The 12,849-nt window shown below is 71.5% G+C and carries 10 protein-coding genes; 7 read left to right on the plus strand and 3 right to left on the minus strand.

Translation table 11 applies throughout. The features are described from left to right. The first annotated feature begins 46 nt into the window (after positions 1-46). From ACFVTC_RS02125 to ACFVTC_RS02135, 3 genes are all read left to right on the plus strand, one after another. Positions 47-2,632 (plus strand): thioester reductase domain-containing protein, encoded by a 2,586-nt coding sequence (locus tag ACFVTC_RS02125; RefSeq protein WP_390122981.1) that lies wholly within the window; start codon positions 47-49, stop codon positions 2,630-2,632. After that, a complete protein-coding gene (locus ACFVTC_RS02130) occupies positions 2,629-3,765 on the plus strand; it encodes an alpha/beta hydrolase (protein WP_390122983.1) in 1,137 nt (378 codons plus the stop codon). The genes ACFVTC_RS02125 and ACFVTC_RS02130 overlap by 4 nt, the downstream gene beginning before the upstream one ends. A gap of 61 nt (positions 3,766-3,826) precedes the next feature. Continuing rightward, positions 3,827-4,606, plus strand: coding sequence for an alpha/beta fold hydrolase (locus tag ACFVTC_RS02135; RefSeq protein ID WP_390122985.1), 780 nt, complete (start codon positions 3,827-3,829; stop codon positions 4,604-4,606). 37 nt (positions 4,607-4,643) lie between these two features. Here the strand turns inward: ACFVTC_RS02135 and ACFVTC_RS02140 are convergent, their stop codons facing one another. The 3 genes from ACFVTC_RS02140 to ACFVTC_RS02150 form a co-directional block, all read right to left on the minus strand. After that, entirely contained in the window at positions 4,644-5,129 is a 486-nt protein-coding gene (locus ACFVTC_RS02140) for a DUF6924 domain-containing protein (protein WP_390122987.1), read from the minus strand. Between the two features lie 251 nt (positions 5,130-5,380). Then, positions 5,381-6,991 carry an aromatic amino acid ammonia-lyase gene (locus ACFVTC_RS02145; protein WP_390122989.1) on the minus strand — a complete coding sequence of 537 codons (1,611 nt, stop codon included), beginning with the start codon at positions 6,989-6,991 and terminating at the stop codon, positions 5,381-5,383. 100 nt (positions 6,992-7,091) lie between these two features. After that, entirely contained in the window at positions 7,092-8,054 is a 963-nt protein-coding gene (locus tag ACFVTC_RS02150) for an ABC transporter substrate-binding protein (RefSeq protein ID WP_390122991.1), read from the minus strand. 453 nt (positions 8,055-8,507) lie between these two features. Here ACFVTC_RS02150 and ACFVTC_RS02155 point away from each other — a divergent pair, with 453 nt between their 5' ends. The 4 genes from ACFVTC_RS02155 to ACFVTC_RS02170 are packed head-to-tail and all read left to right on the plus strand — an operon-like array spanning position 8,508 to position 12,724. After that, positions 8,508-11,195 carry an ATP-binding protein gene (locus ACFVTC_RS02155; RefSeq protein ID WP_390122994.1) on the plus strand — a complete coding sequence of 896 codons (2,688 nt, stop codon included), beginning with the start codon at positions 8,508-8,510 and terminating at the stop codon, positions 11,193-11,195. A gap of 2 nt (positions 11,196-11,197) precedes the next feature. After that, on the plus strand, positions 11,198-11,671 hold the full coding sequence (locus ACFVTC_RS02160; RefSeq protein ID WP_148012874.1) for a roadblock/LC7 domain-containing protein: 474 nt from the start codon (positions 11,198-11,200) through the stop codon (positions 11,669-11,671). 59 nt (positions 11,672-11,730) lie between these two features. Continuing rightward, the gene (locus ACFVTC_RS02165; RefSeq protein WP_390123742.1) at positions 11,731-12,162 is read left to right on the plus strand and encodes a DUF742 domain-containing protein; all 432 of its coding nucleotides are present in this window, start codon (positions 11,731-11,733) and stop codon (positions 12,160-12,162) included. Continuing rightward, on the plus strand, positions 12,113-12,724 hold the full coding sequence (locus ACFVTC_RS02170) for an ATP/GTP-binding protein (RefSeq protein ID WP_390122996.1): 612 nt from the start codon (positions 12,113-12,115) through the stop codon (positions 12,722-12,724). The genes ACFVTC_RS02165 and ACFVTC_RS02170 overlap by 50 nt, the downstream gene beginning before the upstream one ends. Positions 12,725-12,849 lie beyond the last annotated feature (125 nt).

A 12,849-nucleotide genomic window follows, 5' to 3' on the forward strand; every position in this document is an offset into this window, starting at 1 on the left:
GACAGCGGTGCGGGAAAAGAGCAGGGCACAGGGCGGAAGGGCTCTCATGCGTGAAGTGAACAACGAGGACACGTCGTCGTACGCCGGACGGCGTGCGGCCGGCGAGGCGATCGAGCGTGGCGGCTTGGGGCTGAGCGTGGCGGCCCTGCTGTCCAGGGCGGGTCTCGCCGCCGGACCCGAGCCGGCCGTGAGCGGCACGGGACCGGGCGCGGGCGAGGTGGATCCGACAACGAGCGTCACGGGTGAGGGCGAGGGCGTCTCCCCCTCCGGTCCCGGTACCCAGGGCGAGCACGACGCGGGCGTCTCGCGCGGTTCCGCTCCGACCTCCACCGCACTCGACGTGGACGGCCTGGCTTCCGCGATCGCCGAGGCGGCCGGTCCCTTCGTACCCGGAGGACGTCTGTCCCCCGACAGCGACTTCTTCGACGCCGGGGGAACCTCCGTCGGTGCCGTGGAACTCGTCGCGGCCCTGGAGGACTCACTGGGCGTCGAGTTGGACCTCGACGAGGTGTTCGCCGACGCCCGGCCGCGCAGCCTCGCCCGCCGCCTGCTGGCGACCGCCGGTACCGCCGCGGCCCCCGCCGTTCCGGGCGCGTCGGAAACCCCCGGAACCGAGTGGAGTTCTGCCCCGCCGGTCCCGACAGCGCGCACGACTGCGCCCGGGACGGCCCCCCGTACCCAACCGCCCGGGACGACGGCCGACCCCGGGACGACGGCCGACCCCTGGACGGCCGTGGGTGACACCCCGCTCTCTCGGTTCCCCGCGCCGTCCGCGTACTCCTCGCCTTCCTCGGACCCTTCGGCCCGTCCCGAAGACCTGGAGCAGATCCTGGCCGACCTTTCGCTCGCCGACCGGCTGCCCTGGACGAGCTCGCCCGAGCCGCTGCCGCCCCACCGGATCCTGCTCACCGGCGCCACCGGCTTCCTCGGCGGCCACCTGCTCCTCGACCTGCTCAGACACAGCGACGCCCACGTGTACTGTCTCGTCCGCGCCGCCGACGAGGAGGCGGCCTCGGCGCGCCTCGGCGCCGCGTTGAGGACCCACCGGCTGCCCTGGTCCTCGGAGATCCGCCGCCGGGTGACGGTGCTCCCCGGCGACATCCGCCGCCCGCGCCTCGGCCTGTCGGACGACCTCTGGAACACGCTCGCCCACGAGCTGGACAGCGTGGTCGGGGTGGCGGCGGCCGTGGACTTCCTGCGCGGCTACCAGTCGCTGCGGCAGAGCAACGTCATCGGCGCGCTGACCCTGGCCGAACTCGCGGCGACCGGCCCACCGAAGCCGCTGCACCACATCTCCTCCATCGCGGTCTTCAACGAGGTCGGTATCGCCTCCGTGGGGGAGGACGACCAACTCGCCCACGCCGACCGCCTCGTGGCGGGTTACGACCAGACGAAGTGGGCCGCCGAGGTCGCGCTGCGCAGGGCGCGCGACCACGGTCTGGTCGTCACCGCGATGCGTCCCGGAGGCATTGGGGGTCACACGAGAACCGGTGCCTACAACCCACAGGACCTGAGCAGCGGACTCATCTCGGCCTTCGCCCGTTTCCGCACCGTTCCCGCCTTCCGGTACCTGAACTCGGCCCCGGTGGACTGGGTGAGCCGGGTCGCGGCCGCCGTCGTCTGCGAACCGGACGCCTGGGGCCACGACTACAACCTGACCGGCGTGCCCAACACCCTCGACGACGTCGTACGGGACATGGCGTTCGGCGGCATGCACGTGCGCGTACAGGACTGGGACGAGTGGCGCGCGGACACTCTGGCCCGCCTCGAGGCCGACCCGGTGCCCGAACTGGGCTTCCTGACCCGGGTGTTGCGCAGCCCCACCGCCCTCAGGCTGTGCGAGGCCACCCTGAAGGGGCCCGCGGCCACCGGAGAACGCACCGCCGCGCTCGTCGAGGCGCTCGGCCTTCGGCCCCCGGCCCGCTACGACTCGAGGGCGCAGCTGAAGACGTTCGAGCGTCTCGCCGAGGACGGCCTGGCCAGGCTCCCGCACAAGGACGACCAGCCCTATCTGTGGTTCTCCGAGACGACCGAGGGCTTCGTGGGGCCCGTCGGCACCGCCGCCGACACCCCCTGCTCGATGGCGCTGACCCTCTCCATCGCGAGCATGTACCAACTGGCGGGGGAGCGGCGGGTGGACGCCGACGGCGAGCTGGTGTGCTCCGCCGTGCATCCCGAACCGCTGGTGGTGGTGCGCGGGGACGTCTGGGTCCGCCCCGAGGAGGGCATTCCGCGGGAGCACGGACAGCACCATCGGCTCCTGCGCTACCGGCTGCTGTTGCGTGACGCCGACGGCGGCCGCTGGTGGCTGGAGGGCCACAAGCATGCCCGCGCCCGCCGTGACGTGTGGCGGCAGACCCGCGCACTGCGCGTCGACATCGGCCGTGAGGGCGAACCCGCCGTGCTCACTGGCGAGTTGGTCGTGCCCGCGGACAGCTATGTGCGCGACCAGATCGACGGCATCAAGGTCGATCCGCGCCTGACCGCCCGGGAACAGCGGGCCGCCAAGCTGACCTGGCTCGCCTGGTTCGGCCTGGAGATGGGCCGCGGGCTGCTCGGCCCCTTCGCCCGTGCCGCCGCGGACCTCCTCGACCTGCGCCGCACCCAGACCCCCTCGGAGCGCCACCGATGATCCTCAGAACCGCCGCCTCCCGCACCCGGCAGCCCCTCCGCAAGGTCCGGACGGCCACGGCCCCGCACCCCCTCCGTCACCGTCTCGACCCGGCCCGGGTCGAGGAGATCCCCTTCAGCACCCGGGACGGCGTACGCCTCGCGCTCACGCGCGTCGACACCGGCGAGCGGGATCGGCCCGCCGTGCTGCTCCTGCACGGACACACCGCGTCCGCCGACATGTTCCTGCTCCCCGAGACCCGCAACCTCGTCGACGTCCTGCTCGACGACGGCTACGAGCCCTGGCTGCTCGACTGGCGGGGCAGCCGCCGGTTCCCGTACAACGAGACCGGCCGGAGGTACACGTACGACGACGTCGCCCTGTACGACATCCCCGAAGCCGTCAGCCGCGTCCGTGAACGCGTCGGAGACAGGCCCCTGTTCGTGGTCGCCCACTGCGTCGGCTCCCTCACCCTGTCGCTGAGCATGGCGGCGGGACTGGTGCCCGGCCTCGCGGGCGTGGTCTCCCAGGGTGTTTTCCTGACGCCGAAGCTCGCGGGGCGCACCTCGCTGCGGATGACGGTGGCGGGCGAACTGCTGCGCAACCGGATCGACCACATCCCGGTCGACTTCCGCAAGGTGGGCCTGCGGTCGAGGTACACGCCGCTGTTCGCCCTCGCCTCACGCGGGGCGGCCTGCCCGGACCCGACCTGCCAGATCCTCCACAACTCGGCCTGGGGCTCGGGTGCCTCGCTCTTCGTGCACGAGAACCTGTCCGACGCGACCCACGACCGGCTCGCCGAACTCCTCGGGCCCGCGCCCCTGTGGATCCTGCCGCACCTGCGCCGCATCGAACTGGCCCGCACCGTCGTGCGCTGGCACGACACCGACCACCGTTACCGGGCGCTGCCGCCCAACGCGCTGGACGCGGCGGCCCGCATCGACACCCCGGTACTGCTGCTCGCGGGCAGCGAGAACGGACTGTGGCTGGACTCGCAGCGGCTCTGCCACGAGGTACTGGCGCACCGGCAGCCCCAGCTGGACGTCTCGTACGCCGAGATTCCCGGCTACGGCCACCTGGACACGTTCCTGGGCCGGGGCGCGGCCCTCGACGTGTTCGGGCACATCCTCGAATTCCTCGGCGAACGACGGTGACGGCGACCCGTGCGGCCGGATACCGTACCGGTCAGTAACCGGACCGCACCCAGGAGGCCCCATGCCGCAGCTCGATGTCGACGGCGCCGCGCTGACGTACGACGACGAGGGCCCCCGCGACGGCGGCGGCGTCCCCCTGGTGTTCCTGCACGGCTGGACGGCCAACCGGCGCCGCTGGGACCACCAGGTGGCGCACTTCGCCGAGAACCGGCGAGTGGTCCGGCTGGACCTGCGCGGGCACGGCGAGAGCGGCGGGGCGGGGGTGCGTACGATCGCGGAGCTGGCGACGGACGTCCTCGCCGTCCTCGACCACCTGAAGATCGAGCGCTTCGTCCTGGTCGGTCACTCCATGGGCGGGATGATCTCCCAGACCATCGCCCTCGCCCACCCCGAGCGGGTCGAACGCATGGTCCTGGTCAGCTCGATCAGCAGGATGACGTACAGCAAGGGGCGGGGCCTGCTCATGGCGGCGTCGACGCTGGTGCCGTTCAAGCTGTTCGTGGCCACCAACATCCAGCGCGCCTTCGCCCCGGGCTATCCGCGCGAGGAGATCCGGGAGTACGTCCGCACCTCGGCGGACACCCCGCGCGAGGTGGTCATGACGCTGTACGGCGCCATGCGGTCCTTCGACGTCCTCGACCGGCTCGGCGAGATCCGCACCCCGACCCTCCTGGTCCACGGCTACTACGACATCCAGCTGCCCGTCGCACAGATGCTCCGCATGGCGAAGGCCTACCCCGACGCGGTGGTGCGGATCCTGGACGCCGGCCATGAACTGCCCGTGGAGAAGCCGGCGGAACTCACCGCCGCCGTCGACGGGTTCGTGTCCGACCGGCTGTGAGTCACCGGACCCCAGGACCCGGTGGGTCGGCGGCCGTTCAGGAGATCCGGTAGATCCCCTCGGGTTCGTCGTGCGCCATCGCGGCGTACTCCTCGAATCCGAGGTTGCCGATGCTCAGGTTCGCGTGGATGTCGCGGATGCCCGCGGGGACGGTGCGGAAGGAGCGCCCGAACTCGGTGAGCCGTCGGTGGTCCTCGTCGTCCTCGCACTCCTCCCGCGTCAGCGTGGTGACCGCCAGCAGCGCGTGGTGCGCGGCCCGCATGGTGGTCCCGTCGGCCAGGAAGACGACCGACAGGTTCTCGTCGGCGCGGACCGCGGCGGCCACGTCGTCGGCACCGGCCTCCGCCCAGGCAGGGTCGTCCACGACATGGAGGCCCGCCGCGTACTGCCCGTCGCCCTCGTCGCCCCAGGGCTCCGCCAGGGCAGCCGTCACGGCCTGCCAGGACACGTCGTCGTGATAGTCCGTCCTGACGACAAGCGCATCGAATTCGTCCCGGCCGACGACGGCGGGCAACGCGTTCATGGAACGTTCTCCTCGGTGACTGTGGTGACTGTGGTGACTGTGGTGACTGCGGTAACTGCGGTGACCGCGGTGGGGCGACCGCTCGACGGTACGACGTCCACGCCGTCGGGATGGGCAGTCGGGGCCGTCGCCGCCGCCAGAGCTTCAGTACCGGTCGGTATCGGCAGGCGGGGAACGTCGCCGGGCGCCGAAGTTCACCGGCCGCCCGGGAGGCCGCTGGGCAGGTCGGGGCGATCACGCTCCGGAAACCGCTACGGCGATGCGGAGGCCGGCGTGTCGGCGGTGTGTCCTTCCGCCTCCGCGAACTCGGCGAACTCGGCGAACTCCGCGAGCAGCGCCGCGGCCCTCGCCACGTCGCTGGTCAGGGAGCGGTCCTCCATCGCCGGATTCAGTACTGCCGCGGCCCGCGCGTAGGCCCGCCCCGCGGCGGTCAGCGGGTCGGGAACCGTACCGCGTTGGCGCAAGGCCCGTACCGCGGCCACCAGTTCGCAGCCCAGGACCAGCCGGTACGCGTCGGTGATGCGGAGCGTCTTGCGGGCCGCCTGGGTGGCGAAGCTCGCCGCCTCCTCCGTCCCCTGCGACAGCACCACGTGCCCGAGAGCGGCAGGCGCGGCGCATGTCTGGACCTCGGCGACCGCGGCCGCCGCGCTGTACTCGAGGATCATCATCCCCGACCCCGCGGACGCCTCGTCGGCCAAGTAGGAACGCAGTCCGGTCAGTTCGGGGCGACCGAGCCCGGAGAGCCGTGCGGCGGAGAGCCTGGCCGTGCCCAGGACGGCCAGGCACACCCCGTCGAGCGCCAGGGTGAGCGGGGTGGCGAAGAAACCGCCGTGATGATGGGCGCTCGGGGCGCCGGCGACCCCGTCCCAGCCGATCAGGGGGTTCTCCACGGCGGAGTTGAGGTCGATGGCGAGCACCTCGTCCAGGGTGCTCCACGCCTCCGTCGCCGGGCCGTGTACCTGCGGGAAGCAGCGGAAGCCGAAGGGATCCTGGACGCGCGGGGACGGTGGCCACGGCGTCCGCGACGCACCGAGCAGCCGTCGTACGCGCGCGGCGGCGCGCCGCGTGGGCGGATGCGGGTGCGCGCGGTGGACCTCGGGCGCGTACGCCTCGAGGGACGCGTCTATCGCGCACAGGGACAGGGCCGCCACCACGTGCGCGGCGCGCAGCGACGCCCCGAGGTCGTGACAGGCGAGCGCGGACTGCCCCAGGGTGAGGGCGTTGCTGCTCAACAGGGCGAGGGCGTCGCCGCGTTCGATCCGCAGCGGCTCGGGGAGCGGTGCACCGTCGTCCGCCCGGTCGTGCTCCCACGGCCCGTGTCCGAACAACGCCAGTCCGAGTTCGGCCAGCGCCGTCAGATCCCCGGTGCCCACCGCCCCGTACTCGCTGACCGGTGGATGCACACCCGCCCGCAGGGCGTCCAGCACGGCCGTGGCGATCGCGGGGCGCAACCCCGAGCCCCCGGCGAGCAGTTGGTTGGCCCGGACCGCCATCATCGCGCGGACCTGCCGCACCGGCAGCCGCCCCCCGATGCCGCCCGCGTGGCTGAGCAGCAGGCGCAGGTCATGGCCGTCGCCGTCGCGTTCCTCGACGGCGACGCCGCGGTGGGCTCCGACACCGGTGGTGCGTCCGTAGGCCCGGGTGCCTTCCGCCGCCAGCGCCTGGGCGGCCCGGTGTGAACGCTCCATCCCCTCCAGCGCGCCGGGACGCACGGTGGCGGGCGGGGCTCCGCCGGCGATCCGGGCGACCGCGCGTGCGTCGAGACCGTGGCCCGTCAGTGCCACCCCGGCGGGCACGGCGGCCACGCGCGGGCCGGCGGTGCGCGGATCGTCGGGGGACGTTTCGGCGGTGCGCTCGAGCATGTCGGACGGTCTCCTCACCCACACGGCCCCGGGCGCCCCCACCCCCGAGGTGCCGGACAGCGGGCCGGAGCGGAACACCGCTCCGGCCGGCGCGCGTCCGTCAGGACAGACCGGCGGACGACAGCCACTTCTTGGCCACGTCCAGCGGGTCCTTGTTGTCGTTCTGCACCTGGGCGTTGAGGTCCACGAGGGCGTCGGTGTCGAGCTTCGCCGACACGGCGTTGAGGGCGGAGACACCCTCGGAGGTGAGACCGCTCTTGTAGGCGAGCGGAGTGACGTTCTCGAAACCGAAGAGATTCTTCGAGTCCTGGAGAACGACGAACTTGTTCTTGGCGATTCCGGGGTCGGTCGAGAAGATGTCCGCGGCCTGGATGTTGTCGCCCTTCAGAGCCGCGACGGTCAGCGGGCCACCCGCGTCCAGGGCCTTGAACGACTTGAAATTGAGGCCGTATTCGGACTTCAGGCCGACCAGTCCCTGCTTGCGGGTCTGGAACTCCGGGGAACCGCCGATGACCATGTCCTTCGCCGCGTCGGCGAGGTCGGCGATGGTCGACTTCTCGGTGAGGCTGTACTTCTTGGCGGTGGCCTCGTTCACCGCGACCGCGTCCTTGTCCTGGGCCTCGGAGGGCTCCAGCAGGGTCAGCTTCGCGTCGAGACCGGCGGTGATGGCCTTGGAGGTGTCCTCGACCGTCGTCGGGGCCGCCTTGGCGTTCAGGTAGGCCAGCAGAGCGCCGTTGTACTCGGGCAGAACGGTGATCGTGCCGTTCTTGATCAGACCGTAGGTCGTCTCCCGGCTGCCGATGTTGAGCTTGTAACTGACCTTGATGCCCTTGGCCTTCAGGGCTTCGCCGTAGATGTCGGCGATCAGGATGCTCTCGGGGAAGTTGTTGGAACCGACCACGACCGTACCGCCCTTGGCGGTGTCACCCTTCAGCGGGTCCTTGCCGTCGGAGTTGTTGTCGGAGGAACCGCAGCCCGTGAGCGCGGCCGCGGCCACAACCAGCAGGGACACAGCATACGTTGCGGTCGTTCGGGTGCTTCTGGCGTGGGTCACGTGGGTCATCCAGACTTGTGCATGGGGGTTCGACGGTCGGAAGGCATGGCGTGTAGTCGATCCAATCGAGCGCAGTAACGCACCGTCAAGACACGAATAGATCACCGATGGAGACCAGGCGGCTTCACCGCGTGTGCGCAACTCGCTTGAAAGGGCATCGAATCAGACGTTTCGCCGTGTCACTTTTTGGTTGATCATGGCCGTACTCTTGCGGCAACCGCTAATGTTGGCCGAGTCGGGGGACATGGTTCCACTTGCTCGGTCCGAGCGTACTGACGCGACCCGTTCACGCAGCTCGGGCCGCGGGCTTCCAATTGGGAATGAAGTCAAGGAGGTTTGGTGCCCGCGCACAGGAAAGCCGCCCGGGGGCCGCAGACCACGGCTCCCCGAATAAGCCGGACGCCTTCCCTCCTCGACCGTTGGCCTTTCCGACGGAAACTCAACGTCCTGGTCATTGTTCCGTTGGCCGTTGTTTCCGCGATGATCGCGTACATCGTCTACTCCGAGATGGACTCGGCCCGTTCCGCGGCCGCGACCGCCCGTCTCGTACGGGACAGCGCGCAGGTCACCCAACTCATCGACGGAGTGCAGACCGAGCACCGGCAGGCGCTCCTGGTCTCCCTGCGTCACGAGGCCGCCCGCCCCGGCGACAAGGCGTCCGACACCTCCGCCTTCCTCCAGGCGCAGCAGAAGGTCACCGCCCAGGCCGAGGCCGTGCGGGCCACCTACGGCGACCGGCTGCCCGAGGCCGAGGCCCAGGCGCTCAAGGAGCTGGAGGGCCTCGACAGCCTCCGCAAGACCATCGAGCAGGGCCCCATCCCCGCCGACAACATCGACCCGGCGTACGGATCGGTGATCGAAGGCCTCATCAACGGGCTCGGACTGGGCCAGTCGGGCGGTGAGTCCTCGGAGTCCGCGGGCAATCTGCTCGACGCGCTGCTGCGTGCCGACACCGCCCACGCGTCCTTCGAGACCAGCGTCTTCGCGGCCCGCACCCGCGACGCCAACGCGCTCATCGAGTACACCGGAGCCGTCGGCGACTACGAGCAGTACACCTACCAGGCCGATCGCTTCACCCGGTTGGCGAGCCAGGAGCAGGGCGCCGCACTCGCCGCGATCGAGCACAGCGCCTACCAGAGCGTCATCGCCCAGCACTACGCGGCGCTCCAGGTCGACCCCGGCGGTCTGGTCGCCGAGAGCCCGGCGCAGTTGCGCACCGCGCTCCAGGGCGCGCTGACCGCCGACCCGACGTACGAGCGCCAGGCCCAGAACCGGCTGAAGATCACCGAGTCGCTCATCAACGACATCGCCGCCGACACCCAGTCGGCGTCCGACGACGCCTGGTGGCAGGTGCTCTGGCTGGTGGCCGCGAACCTCGCCGCCTTCGCGGCCTGGATCCTGTTCTCGGTGCTGGTGCGCCGCTCCGTGGTGCGGACCGTGCGCAGTCTCACCCAGGCGGCCCAGCACGTGGCAGCCGCCGCCGAGACGGAACTCGCCAGGGTCGCGGACGACGACGCCGAGGACACGGGCCCGCCGCGGCTCGAAGCCGTTCCCGTGCCGGTCCGCGACGAGATCGGCGAACTCGCCGAAGCCTTCAACCAGGTGCAGGTCACCGCGAGTGCCCTGCTGGAGCGCCAGGTCGTCAGCCGCCGCAACATCGCCGAGATGTTCGGCAACGTCGGCCACCGCGTCAGCAACCTGACCGCACGGCAACTCGCCCTGATCGACTCCGTGGAACGCGGTGAGACCGACCCCGAGGTACTGGACCGGCTCTACCGCATCGACCACATCGCCGTACGTCTCCAGCGCAACGCCGACAGCCTGATGCTGCTCGCCGGGATCCGCGAGACGGGCCTCAACTCCGGTCCCATGCGGCTCAGCAACATCGTCCGCGCCGCGCTCGGCCAGATCGAGGGCTACCAGCGTGTCACGCCGCACGCCGAGGGCGACGTCACCGTCGCCCCCGACATCGTCGGCGACCTGACGCTGATGCTCGCCGAACTCCTGGAGAACGCGGTGACGTTCTCCCCCGCGTCCAGCAGCGTCGAGGTGGTCCTGAGACCCCGGCACGGCGCCGGCGGCGGCGCCCTGATCGAGATCATCGACCACGGGCTGGGGATGAGCGCCGAGCGGCTGGAGGAGGAGAACGCCCGCCTGATCCGCCGCGAACGGCTGGACCTGGCCCCGACCGAGGTCCTCGGCCTGTTCGTGGTCGGCGGTCTCTCCCGGCGCTGGGGCATCGAGGTCGTCCTGACCCGCACGCCGGGCGGCGGTGTCACGGCGACGGTCGCGGTGCCCGGGTCCCACCTGCTGCTCGCCGACCCCACCGGAGCCGCGGCCAGGGCCCCGCACATCCTGCCTCCGCCCCGCCGTTCGGGCCTCGCCGAACCGCGCCCCGCGGCCGTCGACCCGGAGCCGGGCCCCTCGGCCCTGCCCCGCAGGATTCCCGCCCGCGGCGGCACGGCGTCCGCGGGCCACGCGGGCCGTCAGGAACCGGCCTCCGAGGGCGGCGTGGGCTACGGCGGTCCCGGGGCGGCGCGGCCCAGGCCGGGTCGCGCCACGGCAGCCGAAGCACCGGCCCGCCCGGGACCCGGGGTCCGCGAGGCAGGGGGACACGGCGCAGCGGGGAGCGGTGCCGCCGGTCCCGTACGGCAGCGCGGCACCGGCGCCGTCGGCGGGCTCGGACTGCCACCCCGTACCGTGGGCGGCGGCCTCGGACAGGCGCCTCGCGCCACGGAGGACGGCCTCGGACAACCACCCCGTGGCGGGAGTCCGGGACGCGGCTCGGGCCCGGTCCCGGCGGCGTCCGGCAGCGGCGCGGCGGGACCGGCCGAGGGCGGTGCCAGTCCACTGCGGCGCCGCGTGCGCGGCGCGACCCTGCAGGCCACCACCGCCTCGACCCGGCTGCCCAGGGAAGCCGTCACCACCCCCAACCCGCGTCCCCCCGCTTGGCAGACCGCCGACGCGGAGGCGGCGCGCTCCGAGATCGACGAGTTCGAGGAAGCCGTCCTGCGGGCCGAGCGTGAGAGCGCTGCCGGGTACCGGGGGAGCGGCGGCGGGCCGGCCCGTTCAGGGGGCCGGCCAGTCACCTCGACCGAACACAGCACAGAGAACAACAGACCCTCATTCCCGGAAGGCACGAGCAAGTGACCATGTGGACAGGCGGACCCGAGTCCGCGGCCGTGGAACCGGCGACGGACGTGAAGACCGCCGCTGCCGACTTCAATTGGCTGCTCAATCGTTTCGCCACCGAGACAGCCGGGGTCGTCGACGTGATCGGCGTGTCCTCCGACGGTCTGCTGATCGCGGTGTCCCAACTGCGCGGCAAAGCCGACTCGGAGCGGCTCGCGGCCATCGTCTCCGGGATCACCAGCCTCGCCATGGGCGCGTCGGGCAACTACGGCCTCGGCGGCCTCAACAAGGTCATCATCGACCTGGAGGAGGGCCACGTCCTGGTGTCCGCACTGGGCGCGGGCGCGGTGCTCGGCGTGGTCGCCTCGAAGGAGGCGAAGCTCGGGAACATCGCGTACGAGATGACCCTCTTCGCCAACCGCGCAGGCGCCGCACTGAGTCCGCAGCTGGTCATGGAGCTCAAGAACACCGTGGGGATCGCGCCGACCCGTTGACGGTCGGCGGGGGCGTCGCGAAGGCCGCGACGACCCGCGAGGTGAAGGGTGAGGACGTGATGACGGCCGGCGAGCCATCAGCCGCCGACGACGGCGCGTGGGGTGTGGAACCCCCCGCGTCGGTCGTCCGGCCATTCCTGCTGACCGCGGGACGGATCGCCGGAGGTGACAGCCTGGTGCCGCCGATCCCGATCGAGACGCAGGTCGTCGCGACCGAACTCGGTCTGGCCACGCTGGAGGCCTTCGTCTTCGACCAGCACCGCGACATCATCACGATCTGCCGCCAGCCGCAGTCACTGGCGGAGATCGCGGCGAAGCTGCGAATGCATTTGAATGTGATCAGGGTGCTCGCCGACGATCTGCGCGCCGACGGTCAACTGGCCTTGTACGCACCGCAGGCCGAATCCGCCCGCGACGCCACCGTATTGCGAAGGGTTATCGATGGTCTCCGAGGTATCCCCGACTCCCGGGGCGCGATCCGTGAGCGCTGACAACGAGGCGTCCCGGCCGCCGATGCCGGTCAAGATGGTCATCGCGGGCGGCTTCGGCGTCGGCAAGACCACCACGGTGGGCGCCATCTCCGAAATAGAGCCGCTCACCACCGAGGCGTCCATCACCTCGGTCGCCGCCGGCATCGACGACCTCTCCCACACCCCCGAGAAGATGACGACCACCGTCGCCATGGACTTCGGGTGCGTCACGCTGGATCCGACCCTGAAGCTCTACCTGTTCGGCACACCAGGCCAGGAACGCTTCGGGTTCATGTGGGACGACCTGGTCGAGGGTGCCCTCGGCGGTCTCGTCATCGTCGACACCCGCCGGCTCGACGACTGCTACGCGGCCGTCGACTACTTCGAGCACCGCGAGATCCCCTTCGCGGTGGCGGTCAACGCCTTCGACGGCAAGGTCGAGCACGACCTGAACGACGTACGGTGGGCGCTCGACGTCGGCGAGCACGTGCCGCTCACCGTCTTCGACGCACGTGAGCGCGGATCGGTGCGGGACGCGCTCCTCGTCGTCCTCGAACACGCCCTGGCCACCGCGGAGAAGTGACGGTCCGGGAGTGACGGTCCGGGAGTGAGGGCGTGAGGAACGGAGAAGGGGGGACGGGCCCGGCCCGTCCCCCCCAAGACCGTACACACCCTTATCGGCAGGCCGGAAGGCGCCAGCGCACCCCC

Source organism: Streptomyces sp. NPDC057950 (assembly GCF_042887295.1).
Taxonomy (GTDB): Bacteria; Actinomycetota; Actinomycetes; order Streptomycetales; family Streptomycetaceae; genus Streptomyces; species Streptomyces kaempferi.

Bases quoted from the DNA above. Each gene is read 5' to 3' on its own strand.
- ACFVTC_RS02165 (WP_390123742.1), top strand. From the start codon at position 11,731: ATGACGGCCGGCGAGCCATCAGCCGCCGACGACGGCGCGTGGGGTGTG.
- ACFVTC_RS02125 (WP_390122981.1), top strand. From the start codon at position 47: ATGCGTGAAGTGAACAACGAGGACACGTCGTCGTACGCCGGACGGCGT.
- ACFVTC_RS02145 (WP_390122989.1), bottom strand. From the start codon at position 6,991: ATGCTCGAGCGCACCGCCGAAACGTCCCCCGACGATCCGCGCACCGCC.
- ACFVTC_RS02160 (WP_148012874.1), top strand. From the start codon at position 11,198: ATGTGGACAGGCGGACCCGAGTCCGCGGCCGTGGAACCGGCGACGGAC.
- ACFVTC_RS02170 (WP_390122996.1), top strand. From the start codon at position 12,113: ATGGTCTCCGAGGTATCCCCGACTCCCGGGGCGCGATCCGTGAGCGCT.
- ACFVTC_RS02135 (WP_390122985.1), top strand. From the start codon at position 3,827: ATGCCGCAGCTCGATGTCGACGGCGCCGCGCTGACGTACGACGACGAG.
- ACFVTC_RS02150 (WP_390122991.1), bottom strand. From the start codon at position 8,054: ATGACCCACGTGACCCACGCCAGAAGCACCCGAACGACCGCAACGTAT.
- ACFVTC_RS02130 (WP_390122983.1), top strand. From the start codon at position 2,629: ATGATCCTCAGAACCGCCGCCTCCCGCACCCGGCAGCCCCTCCGCAAG.
- ACFVTC_RS02140 (WP_390122987.1), bottom strand. From the start codon at position 5,129: ATGAACGCGTTGCCCGCCGTCGTCGGCCGGGACGAATTCGATGCGCTT.